The 20,370-nt window shown below is 65.0% G+C and carries 19 protein-coding genes; 3 read left to right on the top strand and 16 right to left on the bottom strand.

Features of this window, described 5'->3' with window-relative positions; all coding sequences use genetic code 11:
* Positions 1–8 precede the first annotated feature (8 nt).
* The 6 genes from ACTIFK_RS00785 to ACTIFK_RS00760 all read right to left on the bottom strand — a co-directional run bounded on the left by ACTIFK_RS00785 (position 9) and on the right by ACTIFK_RS00760 (position 6,669).
* Positions 9–962, bottom strand: coding sequence for an HpcH/HpaI aldolase/citrate lyase family protein (locus tag ACTIFK_RS00785; RefSeq protein WP_439541131.1), 954 nt, complete (start codon positions 960–962; stop codon positions 9–11).
* Positions 963–1,092: 130 nt separating this feature from the next.
* Entirely contained in the window at positions 1,093–2,301 is a 1,209-nt protein-coding gene (locus tag ACTIFK_RS00780) for an aminotransferase class V-fold PLP-dependent enzyme (protein ID WP_439541130.1), read from the bottom strand.
* A 380-nt stretch (positions 2,302–2,681) separates the two neighbouring features.
* Positions 2,682–3,314 carry a LuxR C-terminal-related transcriptional regulator gene (locus ACTIFK_RS00775; protein WP_439541129.1) on the bottom strand — a complete coding sequence of 211 codons (633 nt, stop codon included), beginning with the start codon at positions 3,312–3,314 and terminating at the stop codon, positions 2,682–2,684.
* A 97-nt stretch (positions 3,315–3,411) separates the two neighbouring features.
* Positions 3,412–4,428 carry a prolyl aminopeptidase gene (gene pip / locus ACTIFK_RS00770; RefSeq protein ID WP_439541128.1) on the bottom strand — a complete coding sequence of 339 codons (1,017 nt, stop codon included), beginning with the start codon at positions 4,426–4,428 and terminating at the stop codon, positions 3,412–3,414.
* Positions 4,425–6,257, bottom strand: coding sequence for a solute symporter family protein (locus ACTIFK_RS00765; protein WP_439541127.1), 1,833 nt, complete (start codon positions 6,255–6,257; stop codon positions 4,425–4,427). The genes pip and ACTIFK_RS00765 overlap by 4 nt, the downstream gene beginning before the upstream one ends.
* Positions 6,258–6,333: 76 nt before the next feature.
* Positions 6,334–6,669, bottom strand: a complete 336-nt coding sequence (locus tag ACTIFK_RS00760) for a DUF4212 domain-containing protein (RefSeq protein ID WP_439541126.1) — start codon at positions 6,667–6,669, stop codon at positions 6,334–6,336.
* A gap of 127 nt (positions 6,670–6,796) precedes the next feature.
* Between ACTIFK_RS00760 and mscL the strand changes: the two genes are divergently transcribed.
* Positions 6,797–7,186: a large-conductance mechanosensitive channel protein MscL gene (gene mscL / locus ACTIFK_RS00755; RefSeq protein ID WP_439541125.1), complete on the top strand. Its 390-nt coding sequence runs from the start codon at positions 6,797–6,799 to the stop codon at positions 7,184–7,186.
* 74 nt (positions 7,187–7,260) lie between these two features.
* Here mscL and ACTIFK_RS00750 read toward each other — a convergent pair whose 3' ends face one another.
* The gene (locus tag ACTIFK_RS00750) at positions 7,261–8,370 is read right to left on the bottom strand and encodes a hypothetical protein (RefSeq protein ID WP_439541124.1); all 1,110 of its coding nucleotides are present in this window, start codon (positions 8,368–8,370) and stop codon (positions 7,261–7,263) included.
* Positions 8,371–8,585: 215 nt separating this feature from the next.
* Between ACTIFK_RS00750 and ACTIFK_RS00745 the strand changes: the two genes are divergently transcribed.
* Both ACTIFK_RS00745 and ACTIFK_RS00740 read left to right on the top strand, forming a co-directional pair.
* The gene (locus ACTIFK_RS00745; RefSeq protein WP_439541123.1) at positions 8,586–9,428 is read left to right on the top strand and encodes a sensor histidine kinase; all 843 of its coding nucleotides are present in this window, start codon (positions 8,586–8,588) and stop codon (positions 9,426–9,428) included.
* Between the two features lie 18 nt (positions 9,429–9,446).
* Entirely contained in the window at positions 9,447–11,588 is a 2,142-nt protein-coding gene (locus ACTIFK_RS00740) for a helicase HerA domain-containing protein (protein WP_439541122.1), read from the top strand.
* A 25-nt stretch (positions 11,589–11,613) separates the two neighbouring features.
* Here the strand turns inward: ACTIFK_RS00740 and ACTIFK_RS00735 are convergent, their stop codons facing one another.
* The 9 genes from ACTIFK_RS00735 to ACTIFK_RS00695 form a co-directional block, all read right to left on the bottom strand.
* Complete coding sequence (locus tag ACTIFK_RS00735; protein ID WP_439541121.1) at positions 11,614–13,425, bottom strand: hypothetical protein; 1,812 nt, start codon at positions 13,423–13,425, stop codon at positions 11,614–11,616.
* 159 nt (positions 13,426–13,584) lie between these two features.
* Positions 13,585–14,523, bottom strand: coding sequence for a CDP-alcohol phosphatidyltransferase family protein (locus tag ACTIFK_RS00730; protein ID WP_439541120.1), 939 nt, complete (start codon positions 14,521–14,523; stop codon positions 13,585–13,587).
* A gap of 26 nt (positions 14,524–14,549) precedes the next feature.
* Positions 14,550–15,260 carry a phosphatidylserine decarboxylase gene (locus ACTIFK_RS00725; RefSeq protein WP_439541119.1) on the bottom strand — a complete coding sequence of 237 codons (711 nt, stop codon included), beginning with the start codon at positions 15,258–15,260 and terminating at the stop codon, positions 14,550–14,552.
* 37 nt (positions 15,261–15,297) lie between these two features.
* Positions 15,298–15,561 (bottom strand): hypothetical protein, encoded by a 264-nt coding sequence (locus ACTIFK_RS00720; RefSeq protein WP_439541118.1) that lies wholly within the window; start codon positions 15,559–15,561, stop codon positions 15,298–15,300.
* A gap of 8 nt (positions 15,562–15,569) precedes the next feature.
* Complete coding sequence (locus ACTIFK_RS00715) at positions 15,570–17,018, bottom strand: Do family serine endopeptidase (protein ID WP_439541541.1); 1,449 nt, start codon at positions 17,016–17,018, stop codon at positions 15,570–15,572.
* 288 nt (positions 17,019–17,306) lie between these two features.
* Complete coding sequence (locus ACTIFK_RS00710) at positions 17,307–17,492, bottom strand: DUF2065 domain-containing protein (protein ID WP_439541117.1); 186 nt, start codon at positions 17,490–17,492, stop codon at positions 17,307–17,309.
* Positions 17,489–18,394 (bottom strand): protease modulator HflC, encoded by a 906-nt coding sequence (hflC, locus tag ACTIFK_RS00705; RefSeq protein ID WP_439541116.1) that lies wholly within the window; start codon positions 18,392–18,394, stop codon positions 17,489–17,491. The genes ACTIFK_RS00710 and hflC overlap by 4 nt, the downstream gene beginning before the upstream one ends.
* A 2-nt stretch (positions 18,395–18,396) precedes the next feature.
* Positions 18,397–19,536: an FtsH protease activity modulator HflK gene (hflK, locus tag ACTIFK_RS00700; RefSeq protein WP_439541115.1), complete on the bottom strand. Its 1,140-nt coding sequence runs from the start codon at positions 19,534–19,536 to the stop codon at positions 18,397–18,399.
* 202 nt (positions 19,537–19,738) lie between these two features.
* Entirely contained in the window at positions 19,739–20,242 is a 504-nt protein-coding gene (locus ACTIFK_RS00695) for a dihydrofolate reductase (RefSeq protein WP_439541114.1), read from the bottom strand.
* Positions 20,243–20,370: the final 128 nt, after the last annotated feature.

Here is a 20,370-nt window from a genome sequence, read left to right as displayed (position 1 = left end):
TTTTCTTATTATCCGCGGGCGGCTTCGCTGCGCTTGATCGCCGCCGCCGTGGCGAGCAGGTTGTTCGCCATCTTCTCGGATGCCGCGTCGATCATCTTGCCGTCGAGCGAAGCAGCGCCCTTGCCCTGGGCTTCGGCTTCCTTCAGAGCGACGAGGATGCGCTCGGCGCGCTCTACTTCCTTCGCCGTCGGCGAGTAGATCTCGTTGGCGAGCTCGATCTGCGAAGGATGGATCGCCCACTTGCCTTCCATGCCGAGTGCGGCACCGCGGCGAGCAGCGGCCTTGTAGCCTTCCGGATCGTCGATGCCGCCGAACGGGCCGTCGATCGGACGCAGGCCGAACGCGCGGCAGGCAACCGTCATGCGCGACAGCGGGAAGTGCCACTGGTCGCCCGGATAGTCGGGGTTCAGGCCGCCGATGACGACCGTGCGGGCCTTGTTGAAGGCCGAGTAGTCGGCAACGCCGAAGTGCATCGACTCGAGGCGGCTGTTGGCCGAAGCGATGGCTTCGACGTTGGCCATGCCGAGCGGCGTTTCGATCAGGGCTTCGGTGCCGATCTGGTGGGGGAGGCCCTTCGCGACTTCGATCTGGCTGACGAAGCTCTCGATGGCATAGACGTCGGCAGCAACGCCGACCTTCGGGATCAGGATCGTGTCGAGCTTCGCGCCGGCCTGCTCGACGATGTCGACGACGTCGCGATAGCAGTAGTGCGTGTCGAGGCCGTTGATACGAACGGAGACGCTCTTGCCTGCGCCCTTCCAGTCGAGGTCGTTCAGCGCCTGGATGATGTTCTTGCGGGCCTGCTCCTTCTCGGGCGGCGCCACGGCGTCTTCACAATCCAGGAACACATAGTCGGCGGCGCTCTTGATGGCGCGGTCGATCATCGTCGGGTTCGAACCCGGAACAGCGAGATACGAACGCTGCAGGCGCTGCTTGCGGAGCGGATAAAGAGTATAGCTCATCTGGCATTTCCTCGATCAGATTGTTTTTGAAGACACTTCCGGCGAAGTCCGTCGCAGCTGAGCGAAGGACGGGCCGTCTATTGGGCGAAAAGAGAAAAGGCGGCGCCCGGTATCGAGCGCCGCCTTGAAACTAAGCGGCGCTCTGCAGAGCGGGCTTCGTTGCAGTCTTGCTGAAGTACTCCGCCGCAGCGCCGGTGCCCGAGCCGAACTTGATCGGCACGCCGCAATCCTTGAGCGCCATTTCGACGTTGAACAGCACGCCGCCGATCATGCCCTCGTCGAGAGCACCGAGATGGCCGATGCGGAAGACCTTGCCGGCGACCTTGTTGAGGCCGGTTCCGAGCGAAGTGTTGTAGCGGTAGTAAGCCGTCTTCAGCACGTTGACCGCATCGATGCCTTCCGGCACCAGGATGGCCGACACCGTGTCCGAGTGCCACTTGGGCTCCTTGGCGCAGAGCTTGAGGCCCCAGGCATCGACGGCGGCACGCACGCCGGACGCGAGGCGCGTGTGGCGGGCGATCACGTTGTCGAGGCCTTCGGCGAAGATGAGATCGAGCGAAGCGCGGAGACCGCGGATCAGCTGCGTCGCCGGCGTGTAGGGGAAGTAGCCAAGATCGTTCGTCTTGATCATGTCTTCCCACGAGAAGAAGCAGCGGTTCATGCGGCCGTTGAGGCTCTTGTTTGCATCGAGCGCTTTCTGCGACACGGCCAGGATGCCGAGACCCGTCGGCAGCATGAAGCCCTTCTGCGAGCCGGAGACGCAAGCGTCCACGCCCCACTCGCCCATCCGCATCTCGAGCGAGCCGACCGACGAGACGCCGTCGACGAACAGCAGCGCCGGATGCTTGGCGGCATCGAGAGCCTTGCGAACGCCCGCGATGTCGGACGAGACGCCCGTTGCGGTTTCGTTGTGCGTGGCGAACACGGCCTTGATTTCGTTCGCCGTGTCCTTGGCGAGAATGTCGGCATACTTCTCGAGCGGAACGCCCGTGCCCCACTCTTCGTCGCAAAGCTCAACCTTGAGGCCGAGGCGCTCGGCCATGTCGACCCAGAGCAGCGAGAACTGACCGAAGCGGCTCATCAGAACCTTGTCGCCGACGGCGAGCGTGTTCGTGATCGCCGATTCCCATGCGCCGGTGCCCGACGACGGGAAGATGAAAACGCGGCCGTCCTTCATCTTGAAGACCTTCTTCAGGTCTTCGAATACGGGGAGCGTGAGCTTCGGATAATCGGCGCTGCGCATGTCCTCCATGGGGATGTTCATGGCCATGCGAACGGCATCGGGAACGTTGGTCGGGCCTGGAATGAAAAGGTGCGGCTTCACCATTGTGGTGGTCATGTGCGTCTCCTCGCGAGTAATGCTTCCGTCTTTTTTTGCCCAACCTTAGCGTCATGGCGGATCAGCGTCAGCCAAAACGCTCGCTGCTCCGCGCAATTTGGACATTGCCGTTGCGGTATCAGCGTTGAGTTTTCGCAAAATCGAGATGTGATCCCCGGAGGCGATTTGATGGCCGTTCAACGAGTGCCTCGGAGGCAGTTCGTAAGCAGCCGTCGCATCGCGGACAACACCCGCAGGGGGAGCTGCCGGAAATCTCTTGAGTAGGTTTATCGTTGGTCCGGGTGGCCTTGGGAATGCCCCATGTGGGTAGTTTTAGCCCTACCCACCTGCGGCTTAAGCGCTCTTGGAATGAGGGCGTTGGAAGGATGGTGCGAAAGGGCTCAGCGTTGCTCGCGCGTGCCCGTCTGCGCCATGAACAATGCGACCGCCATGGCGCGGTTGTTGACGTTGAGTTTGTCGTAGAGGTTCTTGAGATGATACTTCACGGTATTGCGTGAAATACCGATGCGCGCCGCGATTTGCAAGTTCGACCATCCATCCGCAAGCGCTCCGAGCAATTCGCGCTCGCGCACCGTGAGCGCGCTGAGGGGATCGTTCGCGTCGGCGTCCATGTCGACGTAAGGAAACGACACGCGGCCGTGCGAAACTGTCGAAATGGTTTCGAGCAGAACGTCCGGCTCGTCCGACTTCGACATGAAACCCCAGCCGCCCGCGCGAATGGTGCGTCGCACAATCTCGTCGCCCGGTTCGCCGGTGTAGACGATCGTTCGCGTCTGGCTCTTTCGCTTCTTCAGTTCGGCGAGCACGTCGCCGCCCGTCATATCCGGTAGCGCCCAGCCGAGGATGACGATGTCGACCGGCTGAACCGCGACGAGATCGAGCAGCGCCGTCCCCGTCGAGACCGCGGCCGTCACCACGAATCGCCCATCGCGAGACACGATATCGGCGAGCCCGGTGCGGACGACCGGGTTCTTGTCGGCGATAGCGATCGATCGATGGGTCTCGGACGGCATCGGCGGAAGGGGTCTTTCACAATCCAGAGGCGTAGCAATAACAGGGCATTGCTTGCGGGGTACTTTACGCGTCCCGGTCGACGGGAGGCCAGCAAGATCAGACCCCGGCGACCGGCTCGTCGCGAAAATGCGCCGTTGCCCGCACCAGTTCGTCGATCGTGCCGGGCTCCGTCATCGCATGGCCCGCGTCGGGGACGATACGCAACTCGGCAGATGGCCACAGCGCCGACAGGTCCCAGGCGCTTCTCACCGGCGTCACCACGTCGTAGCGCCCGTGGACGATGATGCCGGGAATGGACGCGAGTGCGCCGGCATGTTTCAGCAACGCGCCGTCTTCCGCGAAGAAGCCGTGGTTAACGAAGTAGTGGCACTCGATGCGCGCGAACGCGAGCGCGTAGGCCGGCTGCGCGAACGATCGAACGCGGAGCTTGTCCTCGATCAGCGACAGCGTCGTGCCCTCCCATACGCTCCAGGCTTCCGCGGCCGGCAGGTGGACTCGGGGGTCGGGGTCGGTGAGCCGCTTGTAATAGGCGCCGATCATGTCGCCGCGCTCGGCCGGAGGGATGACGCGCTCGAACGCCTCCCAGGCGTCCGGGAAGAGGTTGCTACAACCAGTCTGGTAGAACCAGGCCAGCTCGCACGTCCTGAGCAGGAAGATGCCGCGCAGAACGAGGGCGGTGACGCGGTCGGGATAGGTCTCGGCATACGCGAGCGCCAGCGTCGATCCCCACGATCCGCCGAACAGCTGCCAGCGCCCGATGCCGAGATGCCGGCGCAGTCGCTCGATGTCCTCGACCAGATGCCACGTCGTGTTGTTTTCAATCGAGGCGTTCGGCCGCGAGCGTCCGCATCCGCGCTGGTCGAGGAGGATGATGCGGTAGTGCGCCGGATCGTGAAAGCGCCGCATCGCCGGATTGCAGCCGCCGCCCGGACCGCCGTGGACGATCAGCGCGGGCGCGCCGTCTGGTTTTCCGCATTCCGCGTAATAGAGCGTGTGGCCGTCGCCTGTATCGATGAAGCCCTCGTTGAAGGGCTCGAGCGCTGGGTAAAGCTGTTTGCGGCCACCGGGCGCGTTCGCGCGGTCGTCCTCGTGCGTCTGTCCTTCGCGCGTCACGGGCGCTGGGCCTTGGCGCGCCGCTCATAGCGCATCTCACGATCGTAGAGCACCTCGCCTCCCGGCACGCGGATATCGCGCAGAAGCTCCATGATGTTCTTTTGCGGGCCAGGCGTCGCCAGGGCGACCGCGATGGTTGCCACCACGCTCGCTGGCAATCCGATCGCCGCGGCTAGCGCGCCGTCCGTGCCCGTCAGCCCGGCTTCACCGGCGATGATCGCGAGCACTGTGACGCCGAAGCCTGTCACCATGCCGGCCACCGCGCCAAAGACGTTGAGCCGTTTCCACCAGATTGACATCACGAGCACCGGAAAGGTGGAAGCCCCCGTCAGCGCAATCGCCCACAGGAGGAGCTTGAGCGGATCCGTCGGCGCCACCAGTGCAATCAGCCCCGCCAGCGCCGCGGCCGTGCCGAGCGCGAGCCGCGCGATCGTCAGCCGCGTCGTCGGTTGCGGCGGAGACCAGGAGAGCCCGAAGACGATGTCCTCGGCGAGGATGTTGCCGAGCGCGAGCGCCACGGCGCCGCCCGCCGCCAGAGCCGCCGCCACCACGCCCCCCGCCGCAAGGTAGGTGAACACGGCCGGCATTTCGGATGCGATCGGCAAACTGAGCAGCACATCGTCGCGACTGATGTTGAAGCTTGAGAGGGTCGGACGTCCATCGCTGGAAACGGTCACGAAACCATGCGCCTTGAGCGCTTCGAACCACTCGGGAAAGCGCACCGGCCCGACGGCTGTCACGATGTCCGTCAGGTAGCCGCGCATGAAAATGGCGACGGCCCCGATTGTCAGCATCGCAATGCCGAACAGCAGCGTCGCCCAGCCGAGGGACTTGCGTGCCTCGTAGACGCCGGGCGTGCTGGCGACCCGTTGCAGCAGCCAAGGCGAGCTCGCAATGCCGGCGAGAAGCGAGAGCGTCATGATCACGAACGCGAGTGGACCGATGCTGCCGAAGGCGTCGGAATAGCGCTTGGCGATCGGGCCGAGCCCTTCGCCGGGAATGTCGAACGCGAGCGCGGGCGGCAGAATGATAGGCAGCCCCTGGGCGGCTTCCGCGCGTCCCACCATGCGCAGCACCGGTCCAGCAGAGAACTGCGGCAGCGGCAGGTTGGTGACGATGACGGCGACGATGGCGACCGGTACGAGCAACGCGATCAGCGCGGCGATACTCTGGCCCGCCGACGACCACGCCAGCGAGCGCATGCCGCCGCCTGCCACGGAAATGACGATCAGCGCGACCAGCAGCATCACGCAAAGCGTCTGCGATATGGGGAAGAACCACGCCACGGCGTGCGCGCCCATGCGCAGCTCCGCCGCCAGCACGAGCAGCATCGGCACGGTCAGGATGCCGCCGGCCACCAGCCGCAGCGTCGTGCTGTCGAGGCGACGGCCGAGATAGCTCGGCACCGTGAACGCGCCGAACTTACGGAAAAACGGAGCCAGCAGCACGGCCATCACGACGAAGCCCGCAAGCCCGCCGATGACGAAGCACAGCGCGTCGAATCCGATCATGAAAAACGCGCCGGTGAGCGCCACGAGGCCGGTTGCGCCAAGCGCGGTCTGTGCGACCACGAGACCGGTATAGAACGCCGGCACCCGCCGGCCGGCCGCAAAATAATCGATGGGCGTGCGCGTCGAGGCCGTGGCCCCGATAATGGCGTAAAGCGCGACCGGCCCGAACAGCATGGCATGCCGCAGCAGGTTGTCGCCGACGCCGAGGCCCTCGAGAATGAGCGTCATCAGCGTGATGGCGACGAACGCGCTGATGAAGATGCCGAAGTACGTCCCCAGGCGCGGATTGACGTAGCCCGTCCGGTGCGACAGCGCCATTGGCTCAGTTCCCCCCCAGGCAGCCGCAAACACGCCAGCTGCCCGCCTGCCGTTCCGTGCGCGCTTCGATGATCACTCAGGAATCCTCATGCGCGCCATGCCAGTGGTCGATGGCGTCCTGGCGGTTGACGAAGCTCGCGACCGTGATCACGGCGATCAGCACCAGGCCGTGCAGGCAAAGGAAGTAGCCCAGCGGAAAGCCCATGAACTTGCTGGAGTTCAGCTGTTCGGCATAGAGCGGCAGCACGATGATCACGGTGAGGAAGGGCACGAGGCTGGCGATCATCTGCCATTTCGTATGCCGCCAGTAGGGCTTTCGTTCCCGCCGTTCGATCATGACTTTGCACGCCTCCCTGGTGTGGTCGTCCACCTCGTGCGGTCGAGATGTGGTTGCTTTGAGGCGAACGGCCATTCCGGCGGCCGATCCGCCGGCCGCCCGTTAACCGATCGGCGGGTTTGATCCCGAACGGGGTGTATCTTAGCATCGAACTGCCGGCCGCAAGCGAGTCGGCCTTGGCTCTGCTTTAGGGATATCACCAATGTCGATCGTGTCGGAATTCAGAGAATTTGCAATGCGGGGCAACGTCATCGACCTCGCCGTCGGCGTCATCATCGGCGCGGCCTTTGCGCCCATCGTCTCGACGCTGGTCGAGAACATCATCATGCCGCCGATCGGCTATGCGCTGGCCGGCATCGATTTCAGCGCGCTGGCGATCACCTTGCCGACGCCCACCGGCGATGGCGTCCTGATCAAATACGGCCTGTTTTTGAACGCGCTCTTCAAGTTCCTGATCACTGCGCTGGCGATCTTCCTGCTGATCCGCGCGCTCAACAAGTTCCAAAAGCCGAAGGCCGTCGAGGCGCCGCCGCCCCCGCCGCAGTCGGAGATCTACCTGCGCGAAATCCGCGACGCGCTCGTAAAGAAGTAAAAAGTAAAACCGGCACGCCCGATGACGGTCGGCCGAATTCGGTCGGCTGTCACGGCGCGTCTTATCCGCCGCCGCTACCCGATGGCTGGCATTTTGCGCGGCTCGGCTGGCACGCCCGACAGCATGTTGCGGAAGCCGAAGTAGCTTCGGTCGATGCGCTCGGCTTCGGCGTCGGTCCCCGCCACATGCGCAATGGTCGCCTCCGCCACCCGGTCGATCGCCTCGGTGACGTCGGACGGCCAAGGGGCGATCCGCACGCCGAACGATCCTTCCAGAACCTGGCGCGCGATCCGCTCGTGAACGAGCGCTTCCGCCACGTCCGCCTGATAGCTTTCGGCCGCCGCCGCCGCCAGAACGGCTTGGTCCGCCTCGGAGAGTTTCGACCAGACCGAAAGGCGGACATTGAGCGCCAGCGCCGTGCCGTGCCCGTTCAGGCCCAATCCAGCACCCTGGCCCGCAGCCAGGGATCCGGTCGCATGCGGGGCAGCCCGCGCCACGCCGCTCGCGAGGCTCGCGACGGCGCCACCATATTCAATCGCCTGCACGACGCCATCGGTGAGCGCGGACGTGGTCGCGCCGGCCGGACGTGCAACCGGATCGGCGCCGAGCGCGCGGACGACATCCGCACCCAAACCGTCGGCCGCGACCCGCGCGCCCGCCAGGCTGTCGAGCCCGGTGATCGGCGTCCGCGACCAGAGCAGTGGCGCACTCCCTGTGTGCCCGGCCAGCAGCGGCTTCCAACCGTGTGTCGCAGCGAGGTCGTCCCAAAGCATCTGGCCGCCGCCGACCGCGACCCACTGCGCCAGCGCGCCGGCCGCAAGGCCACTTCCCCCCGGCAATCCGGCGAAATAGGCGAACGCGGGATGCCGGATCGCGAAGTCATGGGCACTGCCGAAGAACAGATCGGCATCGCCGTCCGGCGTGCGATCGGCAACGATTTCGATCCGATACCGTCCCCCGGTCATCGTCTCGAACCGCCGGGCGAGGCGGCGAGCGGTGTCCGATGGCCCATTGGCCGTGTCCGGAAAGGCCATTCCGAGCCTGAGAACGGGTGCGCCGTGGGCAGACGAAGGCGTCTCCTGTCCCGGCGCGTTATCCGCGGCTGCGGTCGCATGCGCGCTGGCGGTCGACGTTGCCGCCACAACAGCTCCGCCCGTCGTGAGCAGGAAATCTCGGCGATCCATCGGCTGGCCTCCCCCGGCTTGATCGTCAGCATCAAAGCCCAACCCCCGGCGGAAAACAACATCTCACCGGCCACCGGGGTCGCAGCCCGTCCGGGCATTGATCCAGTTAACTAGCTCTTATCCAATCGATATTACGGTAACTTACGCAAAAGAAAGGTTTTGGCGTCCCGAGCATGCGCCCAGGCAGTTTAGGCACAAGCAAAGCGAATCTCTTCATGCAGGAGTATTCGGCTTTGATCAGCGAGGCGGTGCTGCGTCAGCGCACGCGTTCGGCTGAACGCCAGGCCCGCATCGAGGCGGAGCTCGCCAACCGCGTAAAATCCGAATTCGTCTCCAACATGAGCCATGAGCTGCGCACGCCGCTCAACACCGTGCTCGGCTTCTCCAAGCTCCTGAAAGAGCATGGAGAACGCAAGCTCTCCGACGCCGACATCGTCCAATACGCAACGCTCGTTCATGACTCCGCCGACCGGCTGCTCGCCGTCATCAACGACATTCTCGACATCTCGAAGATGCGCAGCGGCACCTATGCCCTCGACGCCTTCGAAATCGACGTCGGCGACGTACTTCGCGACTGCGTCGACCGCGCCCAAGCCGCATCGGCCGAGGCCAATGTCGACCTTCAGCTGCGCCTGATGTTCCAGCTTCCCCCTGTCCGCGCCGACGACGCCAAGCTCGTCCAGATCTTTGGCAACTTGATCGCGAATGCGCTGAAATTCACGCCCGCTGGCGGCAGCGTGAAAGTCGAGGCGCGAGAGCAAGGCAACGGCGGCGTGCTGGTTTCGATCAGCGATACCGGCGTCGGCATGACGCCCGAGGAAATCCGCGTCGCCATCGAGCCGTTTGGCCAGGTCGACGGTGCCAGAACGCGTTGGCGCGAAGGCGCCGGGCTTGGCCTGCCGATTGCGAAGTCGCTCGTCGAGCTGCACGGCGGCGAACTCAACGTGACGAGCATCAAAGGCAAGGGCACGGACGTCACGGTATCGTTGCCGCCTGCTCACCAGATGTCACTCAACCAAGCCCGCGATGCCATGTTTGGCAACGGCGCAGTGGCTTAGGATCGGATAGTGCTCACGATGCAGCCGGGCCAAAAAGAGACACCCCATCACGTCCTGCCGCGGTCGATCGGGCGAATTGCGTCCGTCACCGGCTCGAAGGCCATCCTTCTTCTCGACGCCACGCACGAGAACGATCCGAAGAACAAGGCCGACCGGCCGGAAATGGGCATGCTGCTGGCCATCGACACGGGCAGCTCCACCGTGCTCGCGACGGTCGCCGCCCTGAGCGTGCCCGTGCCGGCGCATGGAGCCGAGCAGGAAATTCGCATCGCCGAGCTGGGTCTCGTCGGTGAGTTGCTGCGCGACCAGGACGGACGCCCATACCACTTTCAGCGTGGCGCTTCGCATTATCCCTCGCTCGGCGATCGCGTCCGCTTCGCGACCAAATACGAGCTGCAACTGACCTACACGGGCAACAGCGAGGGCTGCGTCCGCATCGGTTCGATCCGCCAGGACAGCACCATACCGGCCATGATCCGCATCGACGAATTGCTGGGCAAGCATTTCGCCATCCTCGGCACCACGGGCACCGGCAAGTCCTGCTCGACGGCTCTAATCCTGCGCGCCATCCTCGACAAGAACCCGAATGCCCACATCGTCCTGCTCGATCCGCACAACGAATACGCGACCGCCTTCGGCGAACGGGCGGAAGTCATTTCGCCGCGCACGCTTCAGCTTCCGCTGTGGCTCCTGAACTTCGAGGAAGCCGTCGAGGTTCTGGTTGGCGACACGGAACGCAAGAGTGAGATCGAGATCCTGCAGGATCTGATCCCGCTCGCCAAGGCGCGCTACAGCGCCGGGCGCGCGCAGGAACCGCAGAAGATCCGCCGCTCCGGCTTGGACGGTTCGCGCTTCACGGTCGATACGCCCGTGCCCTACCGCATATCCGATCTGACGGCCCTGATTGACGAGCGCATGGGCAAGCTCGAGAACCGCAAGGATCTCGCGCCCTATCGCCAGCTCAAGACCCGCATCGAGACGTTCTCGCAGGACGGGCGCTACGCCTTCATGTTCGGCTCCGTCACGGTCTACGACGGCATGACGCAAGTGCTGTCGCGCATCTTCCGCGTGCCCGTCAACGGCAAGCCGATCACCATTCTCGAGCTGACCGGCCTGCCCCCCGAGGTCGTCAACGTGGTCGTGTCGGTTCTCTGCCGCATGGCCTTCGACTTCGCGCTCTGGGGCGAAGGCAAGGTGCCGGTCACTGTCGTCTGCGAGGAAGCTCACCGCTACGTGCCGCTCAACCCGCAGATGGGCTTCGAGCCATGCAAGCGCGCCATTGCCAAGATCGCCAAGGAAGGCCGCAAGTACGGCGCCTCCCTGTGCATCGTCACGCAGCGCCCGGCCGAGATCGATCCGACCATTCTCTCCCAGTGCAACACCGTGTTTGCGCTCCGCATGTCCAACGACCGCGACCAGGCGATCGTGCAGGCGGCCGTGGCCGACACCGGAACGGGCCTGATCGAATTCCTCCCCGCCCTCGGCGCGCGCGAGGCCATCGCCTTCGGCGACGGCGTGCCGATTCCGGTGCGCATCAAGTTCGACGAGATGCCGGCGAACGTGCTGCCGCGCTCGACCACCGCCAAGTTCACCGAGAAGTGGCAGGAAAGCTTGGGCGACGAAGGTTTCCTCGATGCCGTCGTTGAGCGGTGGCGCGCCGCAGGCGTTTGCGGCCAGCTCGACCACAGCATTCAAGCCCAGATGTTTGCTGAGACCGTCAGCTTCCCGTCTTCTGCCGGCCTGCCGCGTCGCGCCGATGTCCATGCGGAACGCCCCGCCGTCGAAAAGCCCTCAGTGGAGCGGACGCCTTTGATGGATCGCGTGGGCGCGGACCGCGCGCCGGACGGCTTTGAGATCGAGCGCCGCCGCTCGCCACTTTCGCCGGATGGACCGCGCCCAGGCGGAGGTTTGCTGCACGAAGACCCGCCGCCGCTACGCCGCCACGGGGCGTCTGACATTCCGCGCAGCGCGCCGTTCCAGCAGCGCGTAACGGATCAGCCGTCCTATCCGCCGCGCAGCGACCCGCAGCCTTATACGCCACAGCCCGCGCCTCAGTCATATACGCCGCAGCCGGCGCCTCAGCCCGCCGAGGCCGGGGGACCGTCCAATTCTCGCTTGGCGCTTCGCGAGCGCCTGCTGAAGCCGCTCGCCCCGCGCTGATATTCACCTCGCGGAATGCGGCGCGTTACGCCTCGTCTTTTTTGCCCGCTGAAGGGGCGGCATCCGAGCCGGTGCTGCCGTCATTGAGCACGTCCAGGATGGGCGTCAGCCCCTCCGTGTCGACGAGACGGTACACCTCGACGTCGCGACGCGCCTGCTCGCTCCAGCCTGCAATTGTCAACGCACGCTCCGCCTTCGAGAACAGGCCGTGGTTGCGCAACGGCGCGGCGTTGCGCACTTGCTCATCGCGCGCTTCGGCATCCGGACCGTCCGTGTGACCGGCCTTTTCGAGCCATTTTTTGCGGATGTCCGTGAGATCGGTATCGCTGCCGAGTTCTTCTTCATCCTTGAGCTTCTGCAACTCGCTCTTGATGAGCTTCGTCTTGGCGCTCTTAGGCCAACCCGCTTTCGGCCACTCGACGAGATCCAGATCGTCCAGCACGCCCGCAAGCTGGTTCATGGCCAGCGCCTTTGCCCCTTCCTTCTCGGAGTCCGCGCTGTAGAGGTTTGGGATGACGAGATAGGACGCGGAGCGGTGATAGATGAAATGACGGCGCACCCATTCGATGTCGGCATCGGGCGCGCGCGCGATGGCCGTGGCGATGGCGGCCTGGATTTCCCGGCGCTTGTCGCCCGCCATCTCTGGCCGGCGTGCCGGAGGATTGAGGATGGCAAGCACCAGCAGCCCGAAATCGACGCCGATGGACGCCAGCAGCGCGATCAGGTCGCGCCCGGTGATCGGATCGCCCGCATGCGTTTGGCCCGCAGGTTCAGCCCCGCCGCTGAAGACATACGTGAACATGCTGCCCGTATAGGCGCCGATGTTCTTCCAAAGGTTCTTGACCGCATTGGCAACGCCTGCCGGTCCTTCGCTGAAGGCCGCATCGCGCAGCTTCACCTCGGCCGGCTGATCCGCCTGCGCCGCCGCCTGCGTGAGCCGCTGGGCGAGCGTCGGGTCGTAGCACGAGAAGCCGGGCTGCCCCGGCGCCACCGAAACCGACTCCGCCAGCGCCCGCATTTCGGCCGCCGTCGACTTGCCGAGCTCGTTCGACCGCGCGGCGATATTGCGCGCCGATCCGCGGATCTGCGAAGCGGTATTCTCGAAATTCCGCTGCCGTTCTTCCACCGTGCCGCCGGCGAGCGACTGCGCACTCTGGCGCAACTGCTCCACTTCGGCCTGCACCGGCTCGAGCCAGCTTCGCACCATGCCGTCGCGCAGCGTCGCGACCGAATCCTTCACGCCGCGCCGCGCATTGTAGAGCGGTCCGCGTCCCGCGCCGGAGGAGGTGCCGCAGCTTCCGCCACTCGTTTCCTCACGCGTCATCTGCCCTTCCGACCAGGAGACGACGTTGTCGAGCTGCGAGCGCACGGCGTCGAGCCGCGCGGCCACGACCGCGCTGGCGTCGCGCGCGTCCTCCTGCAGGCCTGAGAGCCCCGTTCGCGTCGCTTCCTCGCCGGAGATCAGGCTCCACCAGAACCCGTAGCCGAAGCCGATCGACCAGATCGCGAGGAACACGTAGAGCACGAACATGATGATGCGGTCGCCGAAGTCGCGTCCCGCGCCGAACGTCTCGCGCAACGCGAGCCACATCAGAAACGTGAGCGCGACAACCACGCCGATGACGAGGATGTCGTTCGGGATCGACATGGTGCCGGATGTCGGGCCAGCAGCCGTGGACGACGCGCCGAGAATGAAATCGCGCATGCCGTGCCAGGTGGCGTAGCCGGAGAGGAACAGCAGCATCAGGGAGGCGACGCCGATCAGCGTATTGCGCCCGAAAATATAATCGAGACGGCGCCGCCACGTCTTGGACGGCTTCGATGCGGCTTCGGCCATACGCGATACCCCCGGCGAATTGATACGCAATCCCAGCGGGCCGAGCTTAGGGGATAATATGTGGGCTGTCGCTGCGTAGCAGGAGCATTCAGGCAACGGAGGAGCAGGGCGGTGCAGTCGCGCCACGCCCTCGCGCAAGCCGGCCGCCCGTGGGGCCGTCTATCGTTTGTGCTCGCCGCCCGGGCGGATCTCGACGACGCGGGAAATCTCGGACGGCGAGAGCGGCTTCGGATCCGGAGCGGCCGGTGCGCCGTCCGTGGCCGTTGCGCCCTCGGGCTGTACCCCGCCGGCAGGGGCATGCATCTGCTCGAGCTTCCGGTAGCGCCGCCAGGTCGGCGGGATCGCCGCGAGATAGAGCACCGTCGCGATCGACAGCGTGGCGTAGGGGTATGTGAGCAGGCAGGCCACGGCCAGCATCACCAGGATGAAGATCGGCAGCACCCACTCGCGCTCGATGCGCTCGCCGAGCAGCTTGCCGGAATAGGTCGGCAGCATCGACACCATCATCACGCCGATGAGCATCGTGTAGGCGAGCACGAGATTGAGAAGTAGCGGCGAGGATCTGAGGTCGATGCCGAGGTGCCAGAGATAGATCGGCAGCAGCACCACGATGGCCGCGGCGGGCGTCGGCACGCCCATGAAGAAATCCGATTGCCACTTCGGCCGGTCGTCATCGAGCACGGCGTTGAAGCGCGCGAGCCGCAACGCGGACGCGAGCGCGAACAGCATCACGGCAATCCAGCCGAGGCTCTTGTGCGACCCGAGCCCCCACGTGAAGATCATGATCGCCGGCGCAACGCCGAAGTTGACGAAGTCCGCCAGGCTGTCGAGCTCGGCCCCGAACCGCGACGAGGCCTTGAGAAGCCGTGCGATGCGTCCGTCCAGGCCGTCGAGCAAGGCGGCGAACACGATCGCCGCCAGCGCAAAGTCGTAGCGGCCCTCGATCGACATGCGGATCGACGTGAGCCCCGCGCACAGGCCGAGCAGAGTGAAGAAATTCGGCACCATCATGCGCACGGGGATTCGCGCATGGCTGAACATGGGCCGCCTGCGCCGCCGCCGCGTTTCCTTCTCGAGTTGCGGTACAACCGGATCCATGGGGCCTCCCAGGCGGGCTTTTTCGCTCAGTGCTGCCGGGCTTCGCGCTCGGGCTCCGTCGATCTGAGATCCGAGAGCACGGTCTCGCCGCCGATCGCCCGCTGTCCGACCGCCACCGCCGGAAACGCGCCGGGCGGCAGGTAGGTATCGACGCGCGATCCGAACCGGATGAGGCCGAAGCGTTCGCCGACGCCGATGTTATCGCCTTCGTCCGCGAAGGTCACGATGCGGCGCGCCACAAGGCCCGCGATCTGCACCACGGCGACTTTGAGACCGGCCGCCGTCTCGACCACGATCGTGCGGCGTTCGTTCTCTTCGGACGCCTTGTCCATCGCCGCATTGAGGAACGCGCCCGGCACGTAGAGCGAGCGGATGATGCGCCCCGCCAGCGGCGAGCGCTGGATGTGGACGTCGAACACCGAAAGGAAGATCGAGATCCGTACCCGCTCCGCATCGCCGAGATCGAGTTCCGCAGGCGGGCGCACCTTTTCGATCAGCGAAACCTTGCCGTCGGCCGGCGCCACGATCAGGCCGTCGCGCAACGGTGTCACACGGTCGGGGTCGCGGAAGAAATAGATGATCCACGCCGTCACCAGCGCCGCAATCCAGCCGAGCGTCGGCAGGATCCAAAGCAGCAGCAGCGTGACCGCGAGCCCGATGGCCACGAATTTGTGGCCGTCACGATGAACCGGCGCGAAGCTGTCGGTGATCGTCTCAAGCAATGATTGGCCGGCCAATCCGTCCTCCTGGTGTGTATGTCGCAGCGTGTCGCGCTCAGCTCGCGGCGCCGAATGGCGTGCCCGTGCTTCGCATCATGCCGGCGAGTTCATCAAACTGTGCCTGCGCCGTCTCAAGGTCGTCGAAAGCATAGAACTTGCTGATGTCCATCACGTCGCAGCTTGCGCCCAAAACAAAGCGCGAGGGAAACTTTCTCAAGACTACGGCGGAGTCCGTCTCGGCGTTGGTTGCCTCCGCCACGATGTCACCCTCCGTGCCTCCGGCAATCTCCACCACGTCGGCTTCGCTGATCTCCGTCATCGGCGAGCCTAGAACGGGATCGCGACGAAACGGGTATCGCCCTTCGCATCCTCGACCAGCAACAGCACGCTCTTGCCGCCGGTCTTCTTCACCTTTTCGATCGCCGTCTCGAGGTCCTTGGGGGTCGCCACCGGTTCCTGCTGGGCTTCCGTGATCACGTCGCCCGGCCGGATGTTCTTGGAGGCCGCCGCGCTCGCGGGATCGATTTCGCCGACAATGAGCCCCTTGACCTTGGCGTCGAACCCGAAGCGGCTGCGCATCTCGTCGTTGAGCGGCAGCAGCGACAACCCGAGAACGGTGCTCGACGCGGGCGGCGCCTCGTCCTTCTTTTCCTCGGCAGCCGGAGCGGGATTGCCCTCTTCATCGTCGAGCATGCCGACCGTGACCGACAGCGTCTTCTTCTGGCCCTGTCGCAGAACCTCGATGTCGACCGCCTTGCCGATCGGCGACTGGGCGACGAGCTTCGGCAGGCCGCGCATCGTCGTCACGTCCTTGCCGTCGAACTTGAGGATCACGTCACCGGCTTCGACGCCCGCCTTCGCGGCAGGCGAATCCGGCGTTACGCCGGCCACCAGTGCGCCCGTGTTCTCGGGCACGCCGAGGCTTTCGCCGATGTCTTCGCTGATCGACTGGATCTTCACGCCGAGCCAGCCGCGCTTGACCTGCCCGAATTCCTTGAGCTGCGAGATCACCGCCGTGACGGTATCGGCCGGTACCGCAAAGCCGATGCCGATGGAGCCGCCCGTGGGCGAGATGATGGCCGTGTTCACGCCGACCACCTGCCCCGCCATGTTGAACAGCGGGCCGCCGGAATTGCCCTTGTTGATCGCTGCGTCCGTCTGCAGGAAGTCGTCGTAGGGGCCCGCGTTGATGTCGCGCTGCTTGGCTGAAATGATGCCGACGGTCAGGGTGCCGCCGAGGCCGAACGGATTGCCGATCGCCATCACCCAGTCGCCGACTTTGATATCAGCCGACGATCCGAAGTTGACCGCCACGAGCGGCTTCTTCGGCGTCACCTTCAACAGCGCGAGATCGGCCTTGGTGTCACGGCCGATCACCTTGTCGACCTTGAGCTTCGATCCGTCGTGGAAGTTGACGATGATCTCGTCCGCGCCCTCGATGACGTGATTGTTCGTCACCACGAGGCCTTCCGTTCCGTCGATCACGAAACCGGAGCCGAGCGAGGACACCTTGCGATCCTGCGGCGGCACGCGCCCGCCGCCGCCTTTTTTATTGAAGAAGTCCTCGAAAAAGTCCTCGAAAGGCGAGCCCTTCGGAACCTGCGGCAGCGGCACGCCTTCGGGCCCCTTCGCCACCTGGCTCGTCGAGATGTTGACGACCGCATCGATGAGTTTCTCGGCGATCGGCGCGACCGACTCCGGCCCGCGCTGGGCATGAACGGGCGAGGCGGCCAGCATCGGGCCGAGAACGAGAGACGCCACCGCCGCGGCCCGCATGTGCCGCGGAGCGGTCAAGGCACGCGTGTGCCGCGGAGCGGTCAAGGCACGCGTGTGCCGCGGAGCGGCCAAGGCCCGAATGTGCCGCGACGCGGCCGAGACCCGGTCTCTCAAGGTCGTCCAAGTCATTGATTGCTCCTTCATCGCCAGCAAGCCACGCGTCGCCTCGCGACTGCACCGTGACAGGAGGCCTGCAGCTCCAAGGGCCGCGCGACGGCCCCGGTTGACGACAAAGTGTGAGATCGCAGGGAGGCTGTCAACGCGGCTGCCGGGACGAGGCAGCCGCTCCTAGCCCCGAATGGCCCAAACGACGAGCGCCCCGAGCCCAACGGCCGCCCAACCGGCCTTGCGCAGGGTCGATTCGGGCGTGGCCGCCGCAGTCGCGAGCAGGTGGCGTCCGAGCTCGGGAGAGAGGGCCCAAAGCAGGCCCTCAATCACGAGCACAAGTCCGAACGCCACCAAGAGATCGGTCATTGAGGCGGCCGGGCTGTGGTCCCCTGGCCAGCGGTGCCCGTTCCAAGGGGATTTTTGAAGTATTCGAAGAACTCGGAGTCAGGCGAAAGCACGAACTTGGTCCCGTTCGGCTGCAGGCCCTGCTCGTAGGCCTGCATGGAGCGGTAGAAGCCGAAGAAGTCCGGATCTTGACTGAAGGCCGCTGCGAAGATGCTGTTGCGTTGCGCTTCGCCTTCACCCCGAAGCTCTTCGCCCTTGCGGGTGGCTTCGGCCTTGATGATGGTCACGTCGCGATCGGCGGTGCCGCGGATGCGGCTCGCTTCGCCCGTGCCCTGGGCGCGGAATTCGGCGGCTTCGCGCTGGCGTTCGGCGCGCATCCGGTCGAACACGCTCTTCTGGTTCTGCTCGGGGAGGTCGGCGCGCTTGATGCGCACGTCGACGACCTGCAGGCCGAAGTCCTCGCCCTCGTCGTTCACGTTCTTGAGGATCTGCTTCATCAGCAGCTCGCGCTTGTCGCGCACCACGTCCTGGAAGGTCGAGGAGCCGAGTGCACGCCGCATCGCCGACTCGACGATCGGGCCGAGCCGCGACCGCACTTGGCGTTCGTCACGCAGCGTCTGGTAGAACTTCAGCGCATCGACGATCTTGTAGCGCGCGAACACGTCGACGAGCAGACGCTTCTGGTCGGAAGCGGTGACTTCCTGCGTCTGAGTGTCGATGTCGAGAATGCGCTTGTCGAAGATGTCGACCGTCTCGACCAGCGGCAGCTTCCAATGCAGGCCGGGCTGCTGCACGACCCGCTTCGGCTTGCCGAACTCGAGCACGAGCGCCTGCTCGTTCTGGTGCACGATGAATGCCGACGCGTAGACCGCGATGCCCGCCGCAGCGAGAAGGAAAACGAGAAAACCGAGAAATGCACGCATGATCAGTTGCCCCCCTCGGTCGGCTGGCGGCGCTGCTGGAGCTGGTCGAGCGGCAGGTAGGGCACGACGCCTTGTCCGGTCTTGCTGTCGATAATCACCTTGTCAGTGCCGCCCATCACACGTTCCATCGTCTCGAGGAAGATGCGCTTGCGCGTCACCTCCGGCGCCTTCTTGTATTCGTCGAAGACCTTGAGGAAGCGCGCCGTCTGGCCTTGCGCTTCCGCCACCGTCCCCTGCTTGAAGCCCTCGGCGGCCTGCAGGATGCGCTCGGCCTCGCCGCGCGCCTCGGGCACGACCTTGTTGGCGTAGGCGAACGCTTCGTTCTGCAGGCGCTCCTTGTCGGCGCGCGCGGCCTGAACGTCGCGGAAGGCATCGATGACGTCGGCCGGCGGATCGACCTTCTGCAGCGTCACCTGATCGATCTGGATACCGGCCTTGTAGCTGTCGAGCGTCTGCTGGATTAGCGCCAGCACGGCCGCTTCCGTCTTCTGTCGTGCCTGGGTCAGGATCGGCTGGATGTCCGATTGACCGACAACCTCGCGCATGGCGCTTTCCGCCACTTCCTTCACGGTGTTGTCGGGGTTCGCGATGTTGAACAGATACTGTTCCGCATTCTTGATGCGCCAGTAGACGACGAAATCGATGTCGACCGTGTTCTCGTCGCCGGTCAGCATCAGGCTCTCTTCTTTGACGTCCTGGATGCCTGCGCCACCGAACCCGCGATCGATGGAGGCCGAGCGCATGCCGACCTCGATGATGTTCTGGCGGGTCACCTTCGGCTTGACGACCTCTTCAACCGGGTAGGGCCAGCGGAAATGCAGCCCAGGAGGCTCCTGGCGCACATACTCGCCGAAGCGCATCACGACGCCGAGCTCGTCCGGGTCGACGCGGAAGAAGAAGGCATACCAGCCGACGACGGCCGCTGCGGCCACCGCCGCGAGGAACGCGAGCGGTCCGGGCACGCCACCGCCGTGCATAACCTGCTTCATTCGGTCCTGGCTGCGCTTCAGCATCTCTTCGAGATCAGGCGGCTGGTTGCCGGGCCCCTGGCCCCACGGTCCGCCGCCACCGCCGCCGCCGCCGCCGCCTTTCCAGCCGCCGCCGTTGCCGCTACCGCCGCCGCTTTGATTGCTCCAAGGCATAGGATCTCAGCCCTTCGATTGTGGAAGATTGCCGGAACAGCGGCCCCTCTCCGGGAGAGGCACGTCAAGCTCAGGTTCCGGATGGAAGACAGAGCCTCGCTTATAGGGGAGGTCCCCGAACGAAGCAAACCCGGCCCATGAGATTGGTTTTCGGGCGCTTCCCGTCAAGGCACGGAGGGGTTTTTGCCGTCAAAATAGAGCGCTATGGCCGATCGAGCACCTTAAGGGTTGCCGTGACATCGTCCTTCTCGCTGGCCGCCAGCGCCTCGCGCTCGACCTCGACCCACTGGGAGAGGTCGGTCTCCGGAAAGGACACGTCGCCGACCGGGCTCGCATGCACCTCTGTCCAGTAGATGCGGTTCGCGACCGGCAGCGCCGCGCGGAACACCGCCGCTCCGCCGATAACCATGATCTCGTCCGCCCCCCGGGTGAGAGCAAGAGTGCGCGCGAGCGTCATGGCGTCCGCGAAGCTCTCGACGACGGTCGCCCCGTCCGGCTCGAACATTGGGTCCGTCGAGAGCACGATGTTGTCGCGTCCGTCGAGCGGCTTCTTGAGGGACTGGAATGTTTTGCGGCCCATGACGACGGGCTTGCCCATCGTCAGGCGGCGAAACGTCTTGAGGTCCGACGACAGCCGCCACGGCAGCTGGCCGTCCCGGCCGATGATGCCGTTTTCCGCGACCGCGACAACGAGCGAGATTTTCAAGTTGAAGGGATCCTTGGAAGGTCCGCGCGAAATGCGCGTTATGAGATTATCTGTGTTGAGAACTATCCGATTTGCATGGTCGCAAAGGATAGAATCGATGTGGGCTGATCAAGCAATTCTAGAGATGG

It is taken from the genome of Hyphomicrobium sp. (genome assembly GCF_051860585.1).
Lineage (GTDB): Bacteria > Pseudomonadota > Alphaproteobacteria > Rhizobiales > Hyphomicrobiaceae > Hyphomicrobium_C.
The sequence above is the reverse complement of the archived record's forward strand: the minus strand, read 5'-3'. Positions and strand labels throughout refer to the sequence as shown.

Excerpts from the sequence above, each read along its gene's own strand:
- ACTIFK_RS00785 (WP_439541131.1), bottom strand. The coding sequence starts at position 962 with ATGAGCTATACTCTTTATCCGCTCCGCAAGCAGCGCCTGCAGCGTTCG.
- ACTIFK_RS00780 (WP_439541130.1), bottom strand. The coding sequence starts at position 2,301 with ATGACCACCACAATGGTGAAGCCGCACCTTTTCATTCCAGGCCCGACC.
- ACTIFK_RS00775 (WP_439541129.1), bottom strand. The coding sequence starts at position 3,314 with ATGCCGTCCGAGACCCATCGATCGATCGCTATCGCCGACAAGAACCCG.
- ACTIFK_RS00765 (WP_439541127.1), bottom strand. The coding sequence starts at position 6,257 with ATGGCGCTGTCGCACCGGACGGGCTACGTCAATCCGCGCCTGGGGACG.
- ACTIFK_RS00760 (WP_439541126.1), bottom strand. The coding sequence starts at position 6,669 with ATGGCCGTTCGCCTCAAAGCAACCACATCTCGACCGCACGAGGTGGAC.
- mscL (WP_439541125.1), top strand. The coding sequence starts at position 6,797 with ATGTCGATCGTGTCGGAATTCAGAGAATTTGCAATGCGGGGCAACGTC.
- ACTIFK_RS00750 (WP_439541124.1), bottom strand. The coding sequence starts at position 8,370 with ATGGATCGCCGAGATTTCCTGCTCACGACGGGCGGAGCTGTTGTGGCG.
- ACTIFK_RS00745 (WP_439541123.1), top strand. The coding sequence starts at position 8,586 with ATGCAGGAGTATTCGGCTTTGATCAGCGAGGCGGTGCTGCGTCAGCGC.
- ACTIFK_RS00740 (WP_439541122.1), top strand. The coding sequence starts at position 9,447 with ATGCAGCCGGGCCAAAAAGAGACACCCCATCACGTCCTGCCGCGGTCG.
- ACTIFK_RS00735 (WP_439541121.1), bottom strand. The coding sequence starts at position 13,425 with ATGGCCGAAGCCGCATCGAAGCCGTCCAAGACGTGGCGGCGCCGTCTC.
- ACTIFK_RS00730 (WP_439541120.1), bottom strand. The coding sequence starts at position 14,523 with ATGGATCCGGTTGTACCGCAACTCGAGAAGGAAACGCGGCGGCGGCGC.
- ACTIFK_RS00720 (WP_439541118.1), bottom strand. The coding sequence starts at position 15,561 with ATGACGGAGATCAGCGAAGCCGACGTGGTGGAGATTGCCGGAGGCACG.
- ACTIFK_RS00715 (WP_439541541.1), bottom strand. The coding sequence starts at position 17,018 with ATGCGGGCCGCGGCGGTGGCGTCTCTCGTTCTCGGCCCGATGCTGGCC.
- ACTIFK_RS00710 (WP_439541117.1), bottom strand. The coding sequence starts at position 17,492 with ATGACCGATCTCTTGGTGGCGTTCGGACTTGTGCTCGTGATTGAGGGC.
- hflC (WP_439541116.1), bottom strand. The coding sequence starts at position 18,394 with ATGCGTGCATTTCTCGGTTTTCTCGTTTTCCTTCTCGCTGCGGCGGGC.
- hflK (WP_439541115.1), bottom strand. The coding sequence starts at position 19,536 with ATGCCTTGGAGCAATCAAAGCGGCGGCGGTAGCGGCAACGGCGGCGGC.